Below are 18,724 nucleotides of genomic sequence, written 5' to 3'. Positions count from 1 at the left end.
TACTGCCCGGCGGGAGGCCGCCGGGGTCAGACGTTGAAGCCGAGCATCCTGAGCTGGTCGCGACCCTCGTCAGTGATCTTGTCCGGACCCCACGGCGGCAGCCAGACCCAGTTGATGACCACGCTGGAGGCCAGGTCGGCGAGCGCCGAGTTGGCCTGGTCCTCGATCACGTCGGTCAGCGGGCAGGCGGCGCTGGTCAGCGTCATGTCGATGGTGGCGATGGGACGCTCGCCCTCGCCGGCCGGGTCGAGGTTGACGCCGTACACGAGGCCGAGGTCCACCACGTTGATCCCCAGCTCGGGGTCCACGACGTCCTTCAGCGCCTCGAGCACGTCGTCGAGGGAGCTCTCCCCGTCGTAGGTCCCGGTCGCCGCCTCGGTCGCGGTTCCCGTCGGGGTCTCGGTCGGCTTGCTCACGTCGTCTCCTCACCTCTCGGCGCCCGCGGCGTGGCGCCGTACTTCCCAACGCGACGGAGGCCGCCGGTCATCCCTGGCTCCTCATCAGCGCGTCCTTGTAAGCCATCCACGCCAGCAGCGCGCACTTGACGCGGGCGGGGAACTTCGCCACACCGGCGAACGCCACCGCGTCGCCCAGCACGTCCTCGTCCGGCTCCACCTGGCCCCTGCCCTGCATGAGCCGGGTGAACTCCTCCACCACCGACAGCGACTCCTCCACGGTGGAGCCGGTGGCGAGCTCGTGCAGCACCGAGGCGGCGGCCTGGCTGATGGAGCAGCCCTGGCCGTCGTAGGACACGTCGAGCACCTTGCCGCCGTCGGCCACCTTCACCCGCAGCGTCACCTCGTCGCCGCAGGTCGGGTTGACGTGGTGCACCTCGGCGTCGTACGGGTCACGCAGGCCCCGGCCCTGGGGATGCTTGTAGTGCTCCAGGATCAGCTCCTGGTACATCGATTCAGCGATCATGGCTCAGCCGAACACCTTCTGCACGTGGTGGAGGCCGCGGACCAGTGCGTCGATCTCGGCCGTCGTGTTGTACAGGTAGAAAGACGCCCGTGTGGTCGCGGGAATTCCGAACCTGAGGTGCAGCGGCCGGGCGCAGTGATGACCTACCCGGACCGCGATCCCGTACACGTCGTCGAGGATCTGCCCCACGTCGTGGGGGTGGATCCCCTCCAGGGTGAACGAGATCGTGCCGCCTCGGGCGATGGGCGTACGCGGGCCGATGATCCTGAGCCCCGGGACCTCCGGCAGCGCCTCCAGCGCGTACGCGACGAGTTCCTTCTCGTGCGCCTTGATCTGGTCCATGCCGACGGCGGTCAGGTAGTCGGCCGCGGCGCCGAGGCCGATGGCCTCGACGATGGGCGGCGTCCCGGCCTCGAACTTGTGCGGCACCGGCGCGTACGTCGAGCGGTCCATCCAGACCGCCTCGATCATCTCGCCGCCGCCGAGGAACGGCGGCATGGCGTCGAGCAGCTCGCGACGGCCCCACAGCACGCCGATGCCGGACGGCCCGACCATCTTGTGGCCGGTGAACGCGACGAAGTCGACGCCCAGCTCGGTCACGTCCACGGGCTGGTGGGGCACCGACTGCGACGCGTCGAGCATCATCAGCGCGCCGACCTCACGCGCGCGGGCCAGGATCGGCGAGACCGAGTTGACCGTGCCCAGCACGTTCGACTGGTGCGTGATCGAGACGATCTTCGTGCGATCGTTGACCAGCTCCTCCAGGCCCTCGACGTCGAGGCGGCCCTCGTCGGTCACGGGGAACCAGCGCAGCGTCGCGCCGGTCCGCTGCGCGAGCAGCTGCCACGGCACGATGTTGGAGTGGTGCTCCATCTCCGAGATGACGATCTCGTCGCCGGGGCCGATCCGGAACCGCTCGTCCTCGCCGACGGGGTTGCCGAAGGCGTACGCCACGAGGTTGAGGGCCTCGGAGGCGTTCTTGGTGAAGACGATCTCGTCGCGCGACGGGGCCTTCACGAACGCGGCGATCTTGTCGCGCGCGGCCTCGTACGCCTCGGTCGACTCGCTGCCCAGCACGTGCAGCGCCCGGCCGACGTTGCCGTAGTGCCAGGTCAGGTGATCGCGCATGGTCTCGATCACCTGCGCCGGCTTCTGGGAGGAGTTGCCGGAGTCGAGGTAGACCAGCGGCCTGCCTCCGGGGAGTTCGCGGGCGAGGACCGGGAAGTCCTTCCTGATCCTCTCCACGTCGAAGCCGGGCGCACTCATCAGGCGGACGCCGCCTTCGCGGTGTAGGCCTCGTAGCCCTCGGCCTCCAGCTTGTCGGCCAGCTCGGGGCCGCCCTCCTCGACCACGCGGCCGGCGGCGAAGACGTGGACGAAGTCCGGCTTCACGTAGCGCAGGATGCGGGTGTAGTGGGTGATCAGCAGCACGCCGGTGTCACCGGAGGCGCGGAACCGGTTGATGCCCTCGGACACGACGCGCAGGGCGTCGACGTCGAGGCCGGAGTCGGTCTCGTCCAGCACTGCGATCTTGGGCTTGAGCAGCTCCAGCTGGAGGATCTCGTGGCGCTTCTTCTCGCCGCCGGAGAAGCCCTCGTTGGTGTTGCGCTGGGCGAAGGCCGGGTCGATGGACAGCGCGTCCATGCCCCCCTTCAGCTCCTTGGCGAACTCGCGCAGCTTGGGCGCCTCGCCGCGGACCGCGGTGATCGCCGAGCGCAGGAAGTTCGACACGCTGACGCCGGGGACCTCGACCGGGTACTGCATGGCGAGGAAGAGGCCGGCGCGGGCGCGCTCGTCCACCGACATCTCCAGCAGGTCCTCGCCGTCGAGCAGCACGGTGCCGGAGGTGACGGTGTACTTGGGGTGCCCCGCGACGGCGTACGCCAGCGTGGACTTGCCCGAGCCGTTGGGGCCCATGATGGCGTGCGTCTCGCCGCTGCGGACCGTCAGGTCGACGCCGCGCAGGATCTCCTTGTCGCCCACGGCGACGTGCAGGTCACGGATCTCAAGAGTGGACACGAGTTATTTACTCCTTCGAGAGCGAGACGTACACGTCGTCGCCTTCGATCTTGACACGGTAGACGTTGACGGGCCTGGTCGCGGGCGGCCCGGTGGGCTTGCCGCTGCGCAGGTCGAAACAGGAGCCGTGGAGCCAGCACTCCAGGGTGTGGTCGTAGACCTCGCCCTCGCTGAGGCGGACCTCGGCGTGGGAGCACACGTCGTGCAGGGCGAAGACCTCGCCGCCGGTCCGCACAACCGCGACGGGCGTCTCGCCGACCTCCAGGCCGAGGACGCCGCCGTCGGGGATGTCCCCGACCTGGCAGACCTTCTCCCAGTGGACGGTCTCGGCGCTCATCGGGCCAGCTCCGCCTCGACGGCCGACAGGACGCGCTCGCGGATCTCCGGCACCTCGATCTTCTCCAGCAGCTGGGCGAAGAAGCCGTGGATGACCAGGCGGCGGGCCTCGTCGAACGGGATGCCGCGGGCCTGCAGGTAGAAGATGTGCTCGTCGTCGAGGCGGCCGGAGGCGGACGCGTGGCCCGCTCCCGCGACCTCGCCGGTGAGGATCTCCAGGTTCGGCACCGAGTCGGCGCGCGCGCCGTCGGTGAGGATGAGGTTGCGGTTCAGCTCGTAGGTGTCGGTGCCCTCGGCCTCGGCCCGGATGATCACGTCGCCGATCCAGACCGCGTGGGCGCCGTCGCCCTGCAGCGCGCCCTTGTAGGTCACGTTGCTGCGGCAGTTGGGCACGCTGTGGTCCACCAGGAGGCGGTGCTCCAGGTGCTGGCCGGCGTCCACGAAGTACAGCCCGGTGAGGTCGGCGTCGCCGCCGGGGGCGGTGTACGACACCGAGGGCGACAGCCGTACGAGGTCGCCGCCGAGGGTGACCACGAACGAGCGGAAGGTCGCGTCCTTGCCGAGCCGCGCGTGGTGGTGGGAGACGTGCACGGCGTCGTCGTCCCAGTCCTGCAGGCTGACGACCTTGAGCGTCGCGCCCTCGGCCACGTCGAACTCGACGTTGTCGGCGTAGACGGCGCTGCCGCGGTGGTCCAGGACCAGCACGGCCTCGGCCATCGGCTCCACCGACACGAGGACGTGCCCGTACGCCGCGGCGCCCGCCCCGGACCCCCGCAGGGTGATCACGGTGGGCCGGGAGGCGGCCGTCATCTTGGGCACCGTGACGACGGTGGCCTTCTCGAACGACGAGTACGCCTGCGCGCTGACCCGGTCGGCCGGCGTGTAGGCCTTCCCGAGCCGGGCGTCGTCGCGGCCGACGGTCTCGACGCGCACCTCGGGCGCGGCCTCGACGTCCACCACGACGCCGCCGGTGACGGCGGCGGTGCCGTTGTGCAGGCCCTTGAGCCGCGACAGCGGCGTGAACCGCCACTCCTCCTCGCGGCCCGTCGGCACCGGGAAGTCCGCCACGTCGTACGACGCCTTCTCGTGCAGCGTCGACAGCGGTTTGGTCTCCAGGCCCATCAGCCGACCGCTCCTTCCATCTGCAGCTCGATCAGGCGGTTGAGCTCCAGGGCGTACTCCATGGGCAGTTCGCGGGCGATCGGCTCGACGAAGCCGCGCACGATCATGGCCATCGCCTCGTCCTCGCCGAGGCCCCGGCTCATCAGGTAGAACAGCTGGTCCTCCGACACCTTGGAGACCGTGGCCTCGTGGCCCATCGACACGTCGTCCTCACGGACGTCCACGTACGGGTAGGTGTCGGACCGGCTGATCTGGTCGACGAGCAGCGCGTCGCACTTGACGGTCGAGGCCGAGCCGGCCGCGCCCTCGTCGATCTGCACCAGGCCGCGGTAGGACGTGCGGCCGCCGCCGCGCGCCACGGACTTGGAGATGATCGTGGAGGACGTCTTGGGCGCGAGGTGCACCATCTTGGCGCCCGCGTCCTGGTGCTGGCCCTCGCCGGCGAAGGCGACCGACAGCGTCTCGCCCTTGGCGTGCTCGCCCATCAGGTAGACGGCCGGGTACTTCATGGTGACCTTGGAGCCGATGTTGCCGTCGATCCACTCCATGGTCGCGCCCTCGTACGCCACGGCGCGCTTGGTGACCAGGTTGTAGACGTTGTTCGACCAGTTCTGGATCGTCGTGTAGCGGCAGCGGGCGCCCTTCTTCACGATGATCTCGACGACCGCCGAGTGGAGCGAGTCGGACGAGTAGATCGGCGCGGTGCAGCCCTCGACGTAGTGGACGTAGGAGTTCTCGTCCACGATGATCAGGGTCCGCTCGAACTGGCCCATGTTCTCGGTGTTGATCCGGAAGTAGGCCTGCAGCGGGATCTCGACGTTCACGTTCGGCGGCACGTAGATGAACGAGCCGCCCGACCAGACGGCCGTGTTGAGCGCGGCGAACTTGTTGTCGCCCACCGGGATCACCGAGCCGAAGTACTCCTTGAAGAGCTCCTCGTGCTCGCGCAGCCCGGTGTCGGTGTCGACGAAGATGACGCCCTTCTCCTCGAGGTCCTCACGGATCTTGTGATAGACGACCTCGGACTCGTACTGGGCGGCGACGCCGGCGATGAGGCGCTGCTTCTCCGCCTCGGGGATGCCGAGCTTGTCATAGGTGTTCTTGATGTCGGCGGGCAGTTCGTCCCAGGACGCGGCCTGCTTCTCCGTCGAGCGGACGAAGTACTTGATGTTGTCGAAGTCGATGCCCGTGAGGTCGGAGCCCCAGGTCGGCAGCGGCTTCTTCCCGAACAGCCGAAGGCCCTTGAGGCGCAGGTCGAGCATCCACTCCGGCTCGTTCTTGAGCGCGGAGATGTCGCGGACGACCTCTTCGGACAGCCCACGCCGGGCCGTGGCCCCAGCCACGTCCGTGTCGGCCCAGCCGAACTTGTAATTCCCGAGGCCTTCCAGCTCCGGGCGGTCGGTGACAGTCACCTTCCGGACTCCTTGCTCGTCGATGTGCTCGATAGGTCGGTACGCGCGTGCCGTGCGGCGAGCGCGTGTGAACTCACATGGGTGGTGCAGACCCCGTCGCCGTTGGCGATCGTCGCCAGCCGCTGCACCGGGGTGCCGAGCAGCCGGGCGAACGCCTCGGTCTCCGCCTCGCACAGTTGCGGGAACTGCGCCGCGACGTGCGCGACCGGGCAGTGGTGCTGGCACAACTGCTCGCCGCCCTTGCCCGTCTCCGACGCCGACGCCGCGTAGCCCTCCGTGGACAGAGCCTCGGCCAGCACGCGGACCCGCTGCTCGGCCGGGACCTCGCGCATGAGCGCCTCGAGCCGGCCGACCAGTCCGGACACCTGCGCCCGCGCGAACTCCGACACCGCCTCGCCGCCCAGACGCTCGGCCAGGAAGCGCAGCGCGCTGCCGGCCAGGTCGTCGTAGGCGTGGACGAAGGCGCTGCGGCCCGCGTCGGTGATCGCGAACATCTTCGCGGGCCTGCCGCGCCCCCGCTGGCCGCGCGGGCGGGCCGTACGGGGCTCTATCATGCCCTCGGCCAGCAGTGCGTCGAGGTGACGGCGGACCGCGGCCGGAGTCAGGCCGAGCCGCTCGCCCAGCGCCGCGGCGGTCACCGGACCGTGCTCCAGGATGAGCCGCGCCACCCTGGCCCGGGTCCCCCGCTCGGCGCCGATGTCCTTGCTCACGACGTCCTTGTGCGCAGGGGTCGCCGGAACCGGCCGCGTCACCACGGCCTTCTCGGCGTTCTGCTTCCCCTGCACGTATTTCACAACATCAGTGTGCCGTAATTCCTTCCCGGCCGACAAACCCTAGCCGAGGTCCACGGGAATGCAATTTCTCACGCAGGTAAGGCTTACCTAACCTGCGGCGACGCGGCCTTTCCCGATCCTTTACCTGCGGGGGCTGGAATGACGGCACTCACCGACGAGAGCGCGCTTCCCGCTCCCTAGACTCGATGCCGTCGACGACTGACCAGGACGACCCGCATCCGGCCGGCTCTGGCGGTCGGTCCGTGAGGGGAGGCCGGTGGAGTGCCGGGGGTTGACAGCACGCTTGACAGCACGCGTGGCGGCGCGGACGACGGCGCTCCCGCTGTCGAGATCGACGGGCTGGTCAAGCGGTACGGGAGCACCACGGCCGTCGACGGGCTGACTCTCACCTGCGCCCGGGGCGCCGTCACGGCGATCCTCGGGCCCAACGGCGCCGGCAAGACCTCCACGATCGAGATCTGCGAGGGCTTCCGCCGGCCGGACGGCGGGACCGTCCGCGTGCTCGGCCTGGACCCGGCCGACCCCGCCCTCCGGCCGCGCCTGGGGATCATGCCGCAGACGGGAGGGGTGCCTCCCGCCGCCCGCGCGGGCGAGTGGCTGCGGGTGGTCTCCCGGTTCTACGCCCACCCGCTCGACCCGGACGCCCTGCTCGGCCTGCTCGGCCTGGCCGGGCACGCGCGCACGCCGTACCGGCGGCTGTCGGGCGGGCAGCAGCAGCGCCTGTCGCTCGCGGCGGCGGTGATCGGGCGGCCCGAACTGGTCTTCCTGGACGAGCCGACCGCCGGGCTCGACCCGCAGGCGCGCCACGCCTGCTGGGACCTCGTCAGGGCCCTGCGCGCCGCCGGGGTGTCGGTGGTGCTGACGACCCACCAGATGGACGAGGCGGAGAAGCTCTCCGACCACGTGGTGGTCATCGACCACGGCCGGGTGGTGGCCGAGGGCACGCCCGAGTCGCTGACCGGCGCCGAGCGCCAGCTCAGGTTCCGCGCGCGGGCGGGGCTCGATCTGGAGGAACTGCTGGCCGCGCTGCCGTCGGGCAGCGCCGCCAAGGAGTCGCCCTCGGGGCACTACATCATCGAGGGGCAGGTCGGCCCCCAGTTGCTCGCGACCGTCACCGCCTGGTGCGCCACCGAGGGCGTCACCACCGAGGACCTGCGCATCGAGCGGCGCACGCTGGAGGATGTCTTCCTCGAACTGACCGGCAGGGAGCTGCGGTGACCACGATCGCCACGCTGGACCTCACGCCGCGGCCGGGTGCCGCGCCGCTGCACCGGATGGTCCTCGCCCAGGCGGGCGCGGAGATCCGGGCCACGCTGCGCAACGGCGAGCAGCTCCTGCTCACGATGATCATTCCGATCCTGCTGCTGGCCGGCTTCAGCGCGGCCCCGCTGGTGGACGTCGGCGACGGCAGGCGCGTCGACTTCCTCGCCCCCGGCATCCTCGCGCTGGCGGTCATGTCGACCGCGTTCACCGGGCAGGCGATCGCGACCGGCTTCGAGCGGCGGTACGGCGTGCTCAAGCGCCTGGGCGCGACCCCGCTGTCGCGGTCCGGGCTGCTGCTGGCCAAGACCGTCGCCGTCGTCGCCGTGGAGGCGCTGCAGGTCGTGGTGATCGTCGCGGTGGCGCTGGCGCTCGGCTGGTCGCCGCACGGCGATCCGCTGTGGGCCGTGCCGCTCCTGCTGCTGGGCACGGCGGCCTTCAGCGGCCTCGGCCTGCTCATGGCCGGCACGCTCCGGGCGGAGGCCACGCTGGCCGGGGCCAACCTGGTCTACCTGGTGCTGCTCGGGCTCGGCGGCGTGCTGTTCCCGCTGGACCGGTTCCCCGCCGGCGTCCGGCACGTGCTCGAACTGCTGCCGATCAGCGCGCTCACCTCCGGCCTGCGGACCGTCCTGAGCGCCGGCGGGGGATTCCCCGGCGGCGCGCTGCTCGTGCTGCTGTGCTGGACGGTGGCCGCGCTCGCCCTGGCCGTCCGCACGTTCCGCTGGGAATGACCCAGGGGGCCGCACCGGCGACCTGACGGCCCCTGCATATGATTGCGGGCGTTGTCCGTGATCAATGGCAGTCTGGGGTCGCCGGCATGACCGCTGAATCCCTTCCGGGGGCCGAGCCGTACCGTATGAGGCCGTCGCCGGGCAGGGTGCTGCGGGCCGCGTCGGACGCGATACCGCCGCCGGGCCTGGTGCTGCTGGCCGTCCTGTCGGTCCAGGTGGGCGCCGGGCTGGCCAAGAACCTGTTCACCCAGCTTCCCCCCACGGCCGTGGTGTTCCTGCGCATCGCCACCGGCGCGGTCATGCTGCTGGCCGTCGTCCGGCCCCGGGTTCGCGGGCTGTCGCGGCGCGACCTCGCCGTCGGCGTCGCCTTCGGGCTCAGCCTCGGCCTGATGAACCTGTCGTTCTACGAGGCCCTCGCCCGGCTGCCGATCGGGATCGCGGTGGCCATCGAGTTCGTCGGGCCGCTCACCCTGGCCGTGGTGTCCTCCCGGCGCAGGCTCGACCTGCTGTGGGTGACGCTGGCCGCCGCCGGCGTGGTCCTGCTCGCCCCCTGGGGCGATGCGGGGAGCGCGAGCTGGGCGGGGATCGGGTTCGCCGCGATGGCGGGGGCGTTCTGGGCCGCCTACATCGTGTTCTCCCAGGCCACCGGCGCCCGATTCCCCGGTGCCAGCGGACTGTCGTTCGCCATGATCGTGTCGACGGTCGTGATCGCGCCCATCGGCGTCACCGCGGGCGGAAGCGACCTGCTGCGGCCCGAGATCCTGCTCATCGGGGCCGGCGTCGGCCTGCTCTCCTCGGTCATCCCCTACTCGCTGGAGCTCGAGGCGCTGCGCCGGATGCCCAAGCGGGTCTTCGGGATCCTGATGAGCCTGGAGCCCGCCGTCGCCGCCCTTGTCGGCCTGTTCGTCCTGGGCGAGGTGCTCCAGGTCCGCGAGTGGGCGGCGATCGGCTGCGTGGTCGTCGCCTCCATCGGCGCCACGCGCCGGGGCGACGGCTGACCCGGTCCCCTCCGGCCGCTGCTCATGCCGCGGGCGGGCCGCCCGACCAGATCGCCCGTACGTGCCGGAGGTGGTGGTTCATCAGGCTCTCGGCCGCCGCGGCGTCGCCGCGTACGAGGGCGTCGAGGAGGTCGAGGTGCTCGCGCGCCGAGGCCGCGAGCAGCCGCTGGTCGGGCAGGCCGCGCAGCCCGTAGAGCCGGGCCCGGGCGCGCAGGTCCCTGACCGTCTCGACCAGCCGGACGTTGCCCGACAAAGCCAGCAGCGCGAGGTGGAACCGCTGGTCGGCGGCCACGTAGGCGAGCAGATCGCCCCTTGCAGCGGCCGAGACGATCTCCTCGGCGAGCGGGCGCAGCTCCTCGGCCTCCGCGGCCGGGGTCTCCCCGGCGAGCCGGGCCACCGTGGGCACCTCGAGCAGCCGCCTGACCTCGATGATCTCGTCGAGATCGCGCTCGGACACCTCCGCGACCCGGAAGCCCTTGTTGCGCAGCGCCTCGAACAGGCCCTCCTTGGCGAGGTCGAGCATGGCCTCCCGCACCGGTGTGGCGGAGACCCCGAACCTCGCCGCCAGCGCCGGGGCCGAGTACACGACGCCGGGCCGCATCTCCCCGGCCACCAGCGCGTCGCGCAGCGCCTGCGCCACCCGCTCGCGCAGGTTCTCCTGCCGCGTTCTCCCGCCCGGTGCGCGGAGGTCGTCGCGCGTGCGTCCCGCCGGTCCGTCCCACGCCCCGCCCATCGACCGGTCACCGCCCTCCTCGGTCCCGTACGGCCGATCGTACCGGCCCGGCCGCGGAGATGATCAACGCGGGCGGCGGGGTCCGGAGAAGGGACCACCCACAGGGCCACCTACGATTGATGCCGTGAATCCCACGACCGACCGGATCCGCGGCAGGCTGCTCGCCTTCTACCGCTCGTTCATGTTCCCGACGAACGAGTCGATGCGGCGGTGGGCGCTGGCGGCGATCGTGGTCAACGTCGGCATCACCGTCACCGGCGCCGCCGTGCGCGTCACCGGCTCTGGACTCGGCTGCCCGACCTGGCCGCGCTGCACGCCCGACAGCTTCGTGCCGGCCAGGATCGACACGCACGCGCCCCTCAAAATGGCGATCGAGTTCGGCAACCGGTTGCTGTCGTTCCTCGTGCTCGCGGTCGCGGTCGCGTGTGTGATCGCCGCCTGGAAGCTGTCGCGGGGCGAGCGCGGCCCGGTCCTGCTGCGGCTCGCGCTGGTGCAGCCGGCCGGCGTCGTCGTCCAAGCCCTGTGGGGCGGGCTCGTGGTCCACACGATGCTCAACCCGGTGACCGTCAGCGTCCACTTCCTGCTGTCCATCGGCATGACCGCCGCCGCCGTCGTGCTGTTCGCGCGGGCGGGCGAGGGCGACGCCCCGGCGGAGGGGCTGGTCCGCAAGGAGATCCGCACGCTGGGGTACGTGCTGGCCGCGGCCGCCTTCGCGCTGCTGCTCGCCGGGGTGGTGGTGACCGGCACCGGGCCCCACTCGGGCGACGACGCGGCCTCCCGCTTCGGCTTCGACATCCAGAGCGTGGTGCGGCTGCACACCGACATCGCCTACGTCGTCGTCGGGCTGACGTTCGCCCTGCTGCTGGCCCTGCGCGTCACCGACTCTCCCGGCCCGGCCCGGCGCGCCGCGCTCGTGCTGCTCGCGGTGGAGCTTTCCCAGGGCGTGGTCGGCTACGTGCAGTACTTCCTCGCCGTCCCCGCGGCGTTGGTGCTCCTGCACGTGCTGGGAGCGACGCTCGTGTGGATCTGCGCGCTGCGCGTCGTGTTCCTGATGCGGACCCGGGGCCCCGCGCCCGTCCCCGCGCCCGAGCAGCAGGAGCTCCACCGCGCGGGGGTCTGACCCCGGTGGGAGCCTTACGCCCCTGGACCTGGTCCCGTACGGCCCTGCGCCGGGCCTTCCAGGGGCTGGTCGCCCTGAGCGTGCTGCCGCTGGCGCCGATGACCTGGGCCTGGCTGACGAGCGCCGGCCACCGGGTGACCGCCGAGCCGGGCACGCGCTGGACCGCCGAGGTGCCCGCGATGCCGGCCGCGCTCGTGCTGGGCGCGGGCGTGCGTGGCGGGCAGCCCACCCCGATGCTGCGCGCCCGGCTCGACATCGCGGCCGAGCTGTACCGCACGGGCAGGGTGCGGGCCCTGCTGCTGTCCGGCGACAACAGCCGCAGGGACTACGACGAGCCCTCGGTGATGCGCGACTACCTGCTGTCCGGCGGCGTGCCCGCGGACAGGATCGTCCTCGACTACGCCGGGTTCGACACCTGGGACTCCTGCGTACGGGCCAAGGAGATCTTCGGCGCGTCCCGTCTCGTCGTCGTGACCCAGGTGTTCCACCTCCCCCGGGCCGTGGCGCTGTGCCGTACGGCCGGGCTGGACGCGTTCGGGGTCGGCGACGACTCGATCCGCGACTGGCCGGTGGAGACGGTGGCCTACACCGTCAGGGAGTTCCCGGCCTCGGCCAAGGGCCTGGTCGACGGCCTGGTCCTGCGCTCCTCGCCGCGGTTCCTCGGCCGGCGCGAGACCGCGCTCGACCACGCCCTGGACCGCTGACTCCCGCATCCCACGAGCGGCCGTGAGAGGCACCCGAGGGATGCCCGCCGCGAAACTTTCATCGCGCGGCGGGCCGTGAACTGGGCGGACAGGGCCCGCCGGGGCGGGTCCGCTGGTCCGGCGCGACGCGGCGGGTTAGGGTCCGGGCCATGTGGGAGCGCTCCCACCATCCCCAGAGGGAGGTGAGGCCACACCCACAGTGGCTATCGCACCGCGGGTACGAGAGGCGGATCCTCCTCCGCCCACCCATCGCGCAACGCCCGGGGAGCCGCCGCGACGGCCTCCCCGGGCGTCTCCCGTGGCACCCGGCGCCGGGGCGCGGCCACAAGGCCCCCGGCGAGTGCCGGGCGGATCAGGCGGCGCCCGTCCGCCCGGCGTCGCGGGAAGCCGTCAGCCGCAGCTGATGTCGCTGATCGACGGGGTGGCCGAGCCGCTGCCGAGGAACCCGGCCGTGGCCGAGGCGCCCGGGGCCAGCGACTTGTTCCACTCCGGCGCATGGATCATCATGAACGGCCCGCTCTGCATGGACGTCCCGTTCCACGCCTGCGTGAGCGTCGTGCCCAGCGGCATCGCCCACTGGACGTACCAGTCGTTGAGCGGGCTCGTGCCGGTGTTCTTGATCGTGACCTCGCCCTGGAAGCCGCCCTGCCAGGTGTTGGTCAGCTTCACCGTGGCCGTGCACGCCGGGTTGCCGGAGGTCGGGGAGGCCGCGGGGCTCGGCGACGGGCTGCTCGTGGGGGACGCGCTCGGCGAAGGGCTCGGCGACGGGCTGGGCGAGACGCCGTCGCGGAGGAAGTTCACATCCGAGCAGCCGTAGAAGGTCTCCTGGCTGTCGGACCGGTACCAGACGGCGTAGATGATGTGCCGGCCGCTCTTGTCGGGCAGCCTGCCGGAGAAGCGGTAGGCGCCGTTGCTGACCGCGGGCTCGGGGTCGACCGTGAGGAACGGCTGCTCCTCCATGTCCGCCCACGTCAGCGGCTTGGTCGGGTTCCAGCTGTCCTTGGTGACGTAGAGCTTGAAGCCGCCGGGGTGCGGCACCCACGCGCCGTAGACGAAGTTGTAGATGCTGTTCGCCTTGAGCGTGGTGGTCGGCCAGTCGGTCCTGGGCGCGTCGTAGGCGGCGTACTTGCTGAAACCGCCGCTGCACAGCTGGCCGTCGGGGATGAAGCCCCGGGTGCGGCCGCCCCCGTCGGAGCGGAGCACGCCGTACCAGTCGTAGAGGGGCTGGGTGCCGCCGGCCGCCACGGCGTCCTTGCAGGCGGGGTTGTTGGGGATGATCTGGCCGCCGGTGAGGCCGTCGGTGTAACACGCGTACGTGCGGCTCGCCGGGGCCTGCAGGGCGCCGTGCGCCTCGGCCGCGGTCTGCGTCAGGACCGCGACGACGCCGGCGAGCACGGCCGCCACCACGGCGAGCACGGCGAGTTTGCGCCCGGATCTCAGGGACAGCGATCTCAAACGCGGGGATTGCACTGAAGTTCTCCTCATGATGGGCGGGCACGCCTTCCGGGGAAGGTCGCGCCGTCAGGGGCTGTCGTACGAGAAGAACGCATGCGGCATCGCCACACGCCCTCCTGGAGCCCACCCATCAAGTGGCCACCGCGCACAGTGATTGAAGCACGCGCGGGCCGCCCGGGCCAAGAGCGGACAGGCCGTACGACCCGGGCGCCCGCTCAGGCGTCGGCTGAGCTCGGCCGGTCCCGCTGGGGGGCGCCGTCGGCGCCCCGGGCCACCTCGGCGCGGATGGCCGCTCCGTCGGCGTCGAGCACGGGCGGCGCGGCGTGCTCGCGGCGGGTGGTCTCGGTCTCGCCGTCCGGGCCGGGAGTGAAGAAGCGCAGCGGCGGACCGGGCAGTCGCAGCCGGCCGAGGGTGGCGTGCTCGACGTCGACGAGCAGCCCCTGTGACAGGGTCTGCTCCCACGCGTAGACCTCGTCGATCGTGCGCACCTTGCCGGCCGGGATGCCTGCCGCGGCCAGCCGGGCCAGCAACTCCTCGGCGGGATGCTCCGCGAAGGCGTCCTCGATCAGCTCGATCACCCGCTGCCGGTTGCCCACGCGTTCGCCGTTGGTCGCCATGCCCGGCGCCTCGGGGTCCAGGCCGAACTCACCGCAGAGCCGGCGCCACAGCGACTCGCTGCCGCACGACAGCTGCACCGATCCGTCCTTGCAGCGGAACAGCCCGTACGGCGCGATCGACGGGTGGTGGTTGCCCTGCGGCCGCCCGACCTGGCCGGCGACCGTCCACGCCGTCCCCTGGAAGGCGTGCACGCCGACGATCGCCGCGAGCAGCGAGGTGCGCACCACCTGCCCGCGTCCGGTGCGTTCCCTCTCGAACAGCGCGGCCAGCACGCCGTAGGCGCCGTACATGCCGGCCAGCAGGTCGCCGATCGGGACGCCGACGCGCTGCGGGTCGTCCGGCCCCGGCCCGGTCAGGGACATCAGCCCGGCCTCGCCCTGGGCGATCTGGTCGTAGCCCGCCCGGCCGCCCTCCGGTCCGTCGTGCCCGAAGCCGCTGATCGACAGCGTGATCAGCCGCGGGTTCAGCTCGGCCAGGACGTCGGTGCCGAACCCGAGCCGGGTCAGCGTGCCGGGCCGGAAGTTCTCCAGCAGCACGTCGGCGCGGCGCAGCAGACCCGTGAGCACCTCCCGGTCGGCGTCGTCCTTGAGGTCGAGGGTGATCGACTCCTTGTTGCGGTTGGCCGACAGGAAGTAGGTCGACTCGCGGTCGCCCGTCTCGGGCTGCACGAAAGGCGGCCCCCAGCCGCGGGTGTCGTCCCCGCCTCCGGGGTTCTCCACCTTGACGACGCGGGCGCCGAGGTCGCCCAGCATCATCGCGGCGTGCGGCCCGGCGAGGGCGCGGGTCAGATCGACGACGAGCACTCCGTCGAGCGGTCCGGACACGGTGACTCCGATCCTTGCGTCAGCCGGGGTCGCCTTCGTCCCCGGGCGAGCTGGGTGGGGCAGCGGGCGCGGAATGTCCGTACGCCCCCGGCACCGACCGGGCGGGTACGGCCTCCGCGCCGACGTCAGCCTACGGCGGCGGACGCGGGCACGGAGGCGGGCACGGAGGCGGGGCGCCGGGGCGGCGCGGGCGCTCGCGCCCCGGCCCGCCGGCGGGGTCAGCCGAGGGCCTTGTGGATGATCTCGGCGCAGGTGGCGACGTCGAGCGCCAGGCCCTGGTGGTCGCCCGGGAAGACGAGCGGCTCGACGCCGAGCCGTTCGGCCAGCACCCTGGCGGACGAGGCGGGCACCCCGTCGCCCGAGGCCGCTCCGACGCCCACGGCGACCGGCACGGGGCCGGAGCGCAGCGCGGCGACGTCGGGCACGAAGCGCAGCACGGGCAGCAGCACATGGGAGAAGAAGTGATCGAGGTTCTGCTGGATGCGGCCCATCATCTCCAGCGCCTCGGGCGGCATCTGGGCGAAATCGGGCATCGCGGGGGGCGCACCGCCTTCTCCCGCGACGGTGGCGGCGAACTTCTGCATCGCCGGACCCGCGCCCTGGTCGCGGTAGGTGTCGTACACGTCCTGGAACGCCGCTCGCCAGTGTTCGCGGCCGGGCAGCAGCTCGGGGATCGGCGGCTCGTGCACGACCAGGGCACGCACCCGCCCGGGGTGGCGGGCCGCGAGGTCCAGGGCGGTGAGCGCGCCGCCGCTGTTGCCCAGCACGTTGGCCGGCTCGTCGCCCAGGGCGGCCAGCAGGCGGTAGGCGTCCTCGCCGAAGACCGCGACGTCCTGGTCGGCGGGCGGGCCCGTCAGGAGGCTGCGGGACAGGCCGCGCTGGTCGTAGGTGACGACGGTGTAGCGGTCGGACAGGCTCGCGGCGAGCCCGGCCAGCGCCCCGGCGTCGGCGGGCGCGCCGGGAATCATCAGCAGCAGCGGTCCGGTCCCCCGGACCTCGTAGTGCAGGCGTGCCCCGGGGACCTGGAGCGTCCTGATCTCGGCGTCGTTCATCGATGTTCTCTTTCTCTTCGCTCAGGGGTCAGACGGGCCGGTAGGTCAGGTCGAGCACGCCGGTGGGGCTGCCCGCCAGGGTGATCGTGCCGCCGGGCACAGTCACGCGACCACTCCTCAGGATGACTCTGCTGACCGGCCTCGTGGCCGAACGAGAAGCAAGCTTGTATTTTGCAAGCAAGGTTTGTCAACCGAAGCATGGAGTAGGATCTGCAGCATGACGGTTCGTGAGTACGGGCAGTTCTGTGGGCTGGCCCGCGCGATGGAGATGGTCGGCGAACGCTGGACCCTGCTGATCGTCCGCAACCTGCTCTCCGGGCCCCAGCGCTACACGGACCTGCGCAAGGGCCTGTCCGCCATCCCGACCAACATCCTGTCGGCCCGCCTCAAACAGCTCGAAGAGGCGGGACTGGTCGTGCGCCGCGCGCTGCCGCATCCCGAACGCGCGGTCGTGTACGAGCTCACCGGCTACGGATGCGAACTCGAGCCGGCGCTGATCGCGCTGGGCCGCTGGGGCGCCCGGACGATGACCGAGCCCCGCGCCGGCGAGGTCATCACGCCCGAGTCGGTGGCCATGGCCTTCCGCACCACCTACCGGCCGGAAGCGGCTCGGGGCACGACCGTCGGCTACGAGGTCCGGATGGGCGACTTCACCCTCCGCCTGCAGATCACCGACGGGGCCCTGACGGTCGGCGTCGGCCCGCACCCCGCCCCGGACCTCGTCGTCGAAAGGCTGAGCGACCAAGGTGTCCACGCGTTGATGACCGGTGCCAAGACTCCCGGGGAGGCACTGGCCGACGGCAGCGTGAGCGTGAAGGGCGACCCCGCTCTTCTCCACCGGTTCGTCGAGACGTTCCGCTTCTGACCACCCTCGCGTTCTGACCACCCTCGCGCGGCGGCGGAACGGACCGCGCTGAGGTTCGCCGCGTGCGGGGTACGCAGCACGGTGTGGACGTGGAACGGCTTGAGGGTGTTGCCGGGGCCGCCGGCAGCGGCTTCACGAGACCCACGAACCTGATTCGCGAGATTCCGGGCTGGAGGAGCCGACCGATGACAATCGTGGGAATCCGCCGGGACGGCGGCCCGATCGAGGTCGGACGCCTCGGCACGGTGCGCGACCCGGTCGACGGCGACGACGTCCGGGAGCGCGGCGCATGACCCGGCTGGGCGCCCGCGCGCTGATCGACGCCACGGTCGACCCCGGCACCTTCCGCCCCTGGGACGAGCCGGTCGACCGCACCGGATACGACGCCGGCTACCGCGCCGCGCTGGAGCGGGCGGAGACGAAGGCCGGCACCGACGAGGCCGTGCTCACCGGCCGGGCGCTGATCCGCGGGCACGCGGCCGCGCTCGTCGTCAGCGAGTTCGGCTTCCTCGGCGGCTCCATCGGAGTGGCCACGGCGGAGCGCATCGTCGCCGCCGTACGGCGGGCGACCCGCGAACGGCTGCCGCTGATCGCCGCACCGGCCTCGGGCGGCACGCGCATGCAGGAGGGCACGCCGGCGTTCGTCCGGATGATCGAGATCAGCCGCGCGGTGGTCGCGCACAAGGCCGCCGGCCTGCCCTACCTCGTCTACCTGCGCCATCCCACGACCGGCGGCGTGTTCGCCTCCTGGGGGTCCCTCGGGCACGTCGCGGTCGCCGAGCCCGGCGCGCTCATCGGCTTCCTCGGCCCCCTCGTCTACCAGACCCTGCGCGGGGAGCCGTTCCCCGAGGGCGTCCAGGTGGCCGAGAACCTCGTCGCCAAGGGGATCCTCGACGCCGTCGTCCCCACCGGGGAACTGGCCGGCGTGACCGCCCGCGCGCTCGCCCTTCTCTCCGGGGCACGCCGTCCGGAGGCGGAGACGCCGCCGCGGGAGGCGCCCGCGGAGACGAGCGCGGTGGACGCCGGAGGCGACGCCTGGTCCTCGATCACCCTCACCCGCCGGCCCGACCGGCCCGGCGTACGGGAGCTGCTCCGTCACGCCGCCGACGACGTCCTGCCGCTGCACGGCACCCAATCCGGGGAGACCGACGACGCGCTCCTGCTGGCGCTCACCTCGTTCTCCGGCACCCCCTGTGTGCTCGTCGGGCAGGACCGGCGCACCCAGTCCCAGCACCGTCCCCTGGGCCCGGCCGCGCTGCGCGGCGCCCGGCGCGGCATGCGCCTCGCCCAGGAGCTGCGCCTGCCGCTGATCTGCGTCATCGACACCCCCGGGGCGGACCTGTCCGCCGCCGCCGAGGAGGGCGCCCTGGCCGGGGAGATCGCCCGCTGCCTGGCCGAGATGGTGGAGCTCACCGTCCCCACCGTCTCGGTGCTGCTGGGCGAGGGCAGCGGCGGTGGCGCGCTGGCCCTGCTGCCGTCCCGCCGGGTGATCGCGGCCGGCAACGCGTGGCTGTCCCCCCTGCCGCCGGAGGGCGCCAGCGCGATCCTGCACGGCGGCCCCGGGCTCGCGCCCCAGGTCGCCCGCCGGCAGCGGGTGCGCGCGGCCGACCTGCTCGCCGAGGGCGTCGTGCACGCCGTCGTGCCGGAGCCGGTGCCCGCGCATCTGGATCCGGCCGGGTTCGCCCGCCGCGTCGCCGGCGAGTGCCTGCGTCAGATCGAGAGCCAGCGCCGCACCACGGAGTGAGAGACCTCCGGGGACGC

General features: G+C 72.3%; 19 protein-coding genes. 7 read left to right on the top strand and 12 right to left on the bottom strand.

All coding sequences use genetic code 11. From position 1 onward, the window contains the following. Positions 1–26: 26 nt before the first annotated feature. The 8 genes from HHX41_RS07875 to HHX41_RS07840 all read right to left on the bottom strand — a co-directional run bounded on the left by HHX41_RS07875 (position 27) and on the right by HHX41_RS07840 (position 6,564). Positions 27–416: a metal-sulfur cluster assembly factor gene (locus tag HHX41_RS07875; RefSeq protein ID WP_169985943.1), complete on the bottom strand. Its 390-nt coding sequence runs from the start codon at positions 414–416 to the stop codon at positions 27–29. A gap of 67 nt (positions 417–483) precedes the next feature. Then, positions 484–921, bottom strand: a complete 438-nt coding sequence (gene sufU / locus HHX41_RS07870; RefSeq protein WP_169985945.1) for a Fe-S cluster assembly sulfur transfer protein SufU — start codon at positions 919–921, stop codon at positions 484–486. 3 nt (positions 922–924) lie between these two features. Further along, the gene (locus HHX41_RS07865; RefSeq protein WP_182905401.1) at positions 925–2,187 is read right to left on the bottom strand and encodes a cysteine desulfurase; all 1,263 of its coding nucleotides are present in this window, start codon (positions 2,185–2,187) and stop codon (positions 925–927) included. Then, on the bottom strand, positions 2,187–2,939 hold the full coding sequence (gene sufC, locus HHX41_RS07860) for a Fe-S cluster assembly ATPase SufC (RefSeq protein WP_169985949.1): 753 nt from the start codon (positions 2,937–2,939) through the stop codon (positions 2,187–2,189). Before sufC ends, HHX41_RS07865 begins: the two co-directional genes overlap by 1 nt. Before the next feature lie 7 nt (positions 2,940–2,946). Next, on the bottom strand, positions 2,947–3,276 hold the full coding sequence (locus HHX41_RS07855) for a non-heme iron oxygenase ferredoxin subunit (RefSeq protein WP_169985951.1): 330 nt from the start codon (positions 3,274–3,276) through the stop codon (positions 2,947–2,949). Then, complete coding sequence (gene sufD / locus HHX41_RS07850; RefSeq protein ID WP_182905400.1) at positions 3,273–4,397, bottom strand: Fe-S cluster assembly protein SufD; 1,125 nt, start codon at positions 4,395–4,397, stop codon at positions 3,273–3,275. Before sufD ends, HHX41_RS07855 begins: the two co-directional genes overlap by 4 nt. Continuing rightward, positions 4,397–5,809: a Fe-S cluster assembly protein SufB gene (gene sufB, locus HHX41_RS07845; protein ID WP_169985954.1), complete on the bottom strand. Its 1,413-nt coding sequence runs from the start codon at positions 5,807–5,809 to the stop codon at positions 4,397–4,399. The genes sufD and sufB overlap by 1 nt, the downstream gene beginning before the upstream one ends. Further along, entirely contained in the window at positions 5,806–6,564 is a 759-nt protein-coding gene (locus HHX41_RS07840) for a helix-turn-helix transcriptional regulator (RefSeq protein ID WP_396705823.1), read from the bottom strand. The genes sufB and HHX41_RS07840 overlap by 4 nt, the downstream gene beginning before the upstream one ends. A gap of 300 nt (positions 6,565–6,864) precedes the next feature. Here HHX41_RS07840 and HHX41_RS07835 point away from each other — a divergent pair, with 300 nt between their 5' ends. The 3 genes from HHX41_RS07835 (at position 6,865) to HHX41_RS07825 (ending at position 9,592) form a co-directional block, all read left to right on the top strand. Continuing rightward, on the top strand, positions 6,865–7,821 hold the full coding sequence (locus tag HHX41_RS07835; RefSeq protein WP_182905399.1) for an ABC transporter ATP-binding protein: 957 nt from the start codon (positions 6,865–6,867) through the stop codon (positions 7,819–7,821). 56 nt (positions 7,822–7,877) lie between these two features. Beyond that, a complete protein-coding gene (locus HHX41_RS07830; protein ID WP_182905657.1) occupies positions 7,878–8,594 on the top strand; it encodes an ABC transporter permease in 717 nt (238 codons plus the stop codon). A gap of 86 nt (positions 8,595–8,680) precedes the next feature. Then, the gene (locus HHX41_RS07825) at positions 8,681–9,592 is read left to right on the top strand and encodes a DMT family transporter (protein WP_182905398.1); all 912 of its coding nucleotides are present in this window, start codon (positions 8,681–8,683) and stop codon (positions 9,590–9,592) included. A gap of 22 nt (positions 9,593–9,614) precedes the next feature. Here HHX41_RS07825 and HHX41_RS07820 read toward each other — a convergent pair whose 3' ends face one another. After that, positions 9,615–10,325 carry a GntR family transcriptional regulator gene (locus HHX41_RS07820; protein WP_182905397.1) on the bottom strand — a complete coding sequence of 237 codons (711 nt, stop codon included), beginning with the start codon at positions 10,323–10,325 and terminating at the stop codon, positions 9,615–9,617. A gap of 124 nt (positions 10,326–10,449) precedes the next feature. On the opposite strand from HHX41_RS07820, the gene HHX41_RS07815 reads away from it, so the two are divergent. Both HHX41_RS07815 and HHX41_RS07810 read left to right on the top strand, forming a co-directional pair. Then, a complete protein-coding gene (locus HHX41_RS07815) occupies positions 10,450–11,445 on the top strand; it encodes a COX15/CtaA family protein (protein WP_310741830.1) in 996 nt (331 codons plus the stop codon). A gap of 5 nt (positions 11,446–11,450) precedes the next feature. Then, positions 11,451–12,149 carry an ElyC/SanA/YdcF family protein gene (locus tag HHX41_RS07810; RefSeq protein WP_310741829.1) on the top strand — a complete coding sequence of 233 codons (699 nt, stop codon included), beginning with the start codon at positions 11,451–11,453 and terminating at the stop codon, positions 12,147–12,149. A gap of 390 nt (positions 12,150–12,539) precedes the next feature. On the opposite strand, the gene HHX41_RS07805 is transcribed toward HHX41_RS07810, so the two are convergent. From HHX41_RS07805 to HHX41_RS07795, 3 genes are all read right to left on the bottom strand, one after another. Beyond that, complete coding sequence (locus tag HHX41_RS07805) at positions 12,540–13,604, bottom strand: lytic polysaccharide monooxygenase (protein WP_259400778.1); 1,065 nt, start codon at positions 13,602–13,604, stop codon at positions 12,540–12,542. Positions 13,605–13,819: 215 nt separating this feature from the next. Further along, complete coding sequence (locus HHX41_RS07800; RefSeq protein ID WP_169985965.1) at positions 13,820–15,046, bottom strand: CaiB/BaiF CoA-transferase family protein; 1,227 nt, start codon at positions 15,044–15,046, stop codon at positions 13,820–13,822. A gap of 218 nt (positions 15,047–15,264) precedes the next feature. Next, positions 15,265–16,098 (bottom strand): alpha/beta fold hydrolase, encoded by an 834-nt coding sequence (locus HHX41_RS07795; RefSeq protein ID WP_182905395.1) that lies wholly within the window; start codon positions 16,096–16,098, stop codon positions 15,265–15,267. A 217-nt stretch (positions 16,099–16,315) separates the two neighbouring features. Here HHX41_RS07795 and HHX41_RS07790 point away from each other — a divergent pair, with 217 nt between their 5' ends. Continuing rightward, a complete protein-coding gene (locus HHX41_RS07790) occupies positions 16,316–16,963 on the top strand; it encodes a winged helix-turn-helix transcriptional regulator (RefSeq protein WP_182905394.1) in 648 nt (215 codons plus the stop codon). 289 nt (positions 16,964–17,252) lie between these two features. After that, positions 17,253–18,707, top strand: a complete 1,455-nt coding sequence (locus HHX41_RS07785) for a carboxyl transferase domain-containing protein (RefSeq protein WP_182905393.1) — start codon at positions 17,253–17,255, stop codon at positions 18,705–18,707. The last annotated feature ends 17 nt before the right edge of the window (positions 18,708–18,724 follow it).

Source organism: Microbispora sp. H13382 (genome assembly GCF_014161445.1).
Taxonomy (GTDB): domain Bacteria; phylum Actinomycetota; class Actinomycetes; order Streptosporangiales; family Streptosporangiaceae; genus Microbispora.
Note: the sequence above shows the minus strand (reverse complement) of the source record. Positions and strands in the feature narration are given on the sequence as shown.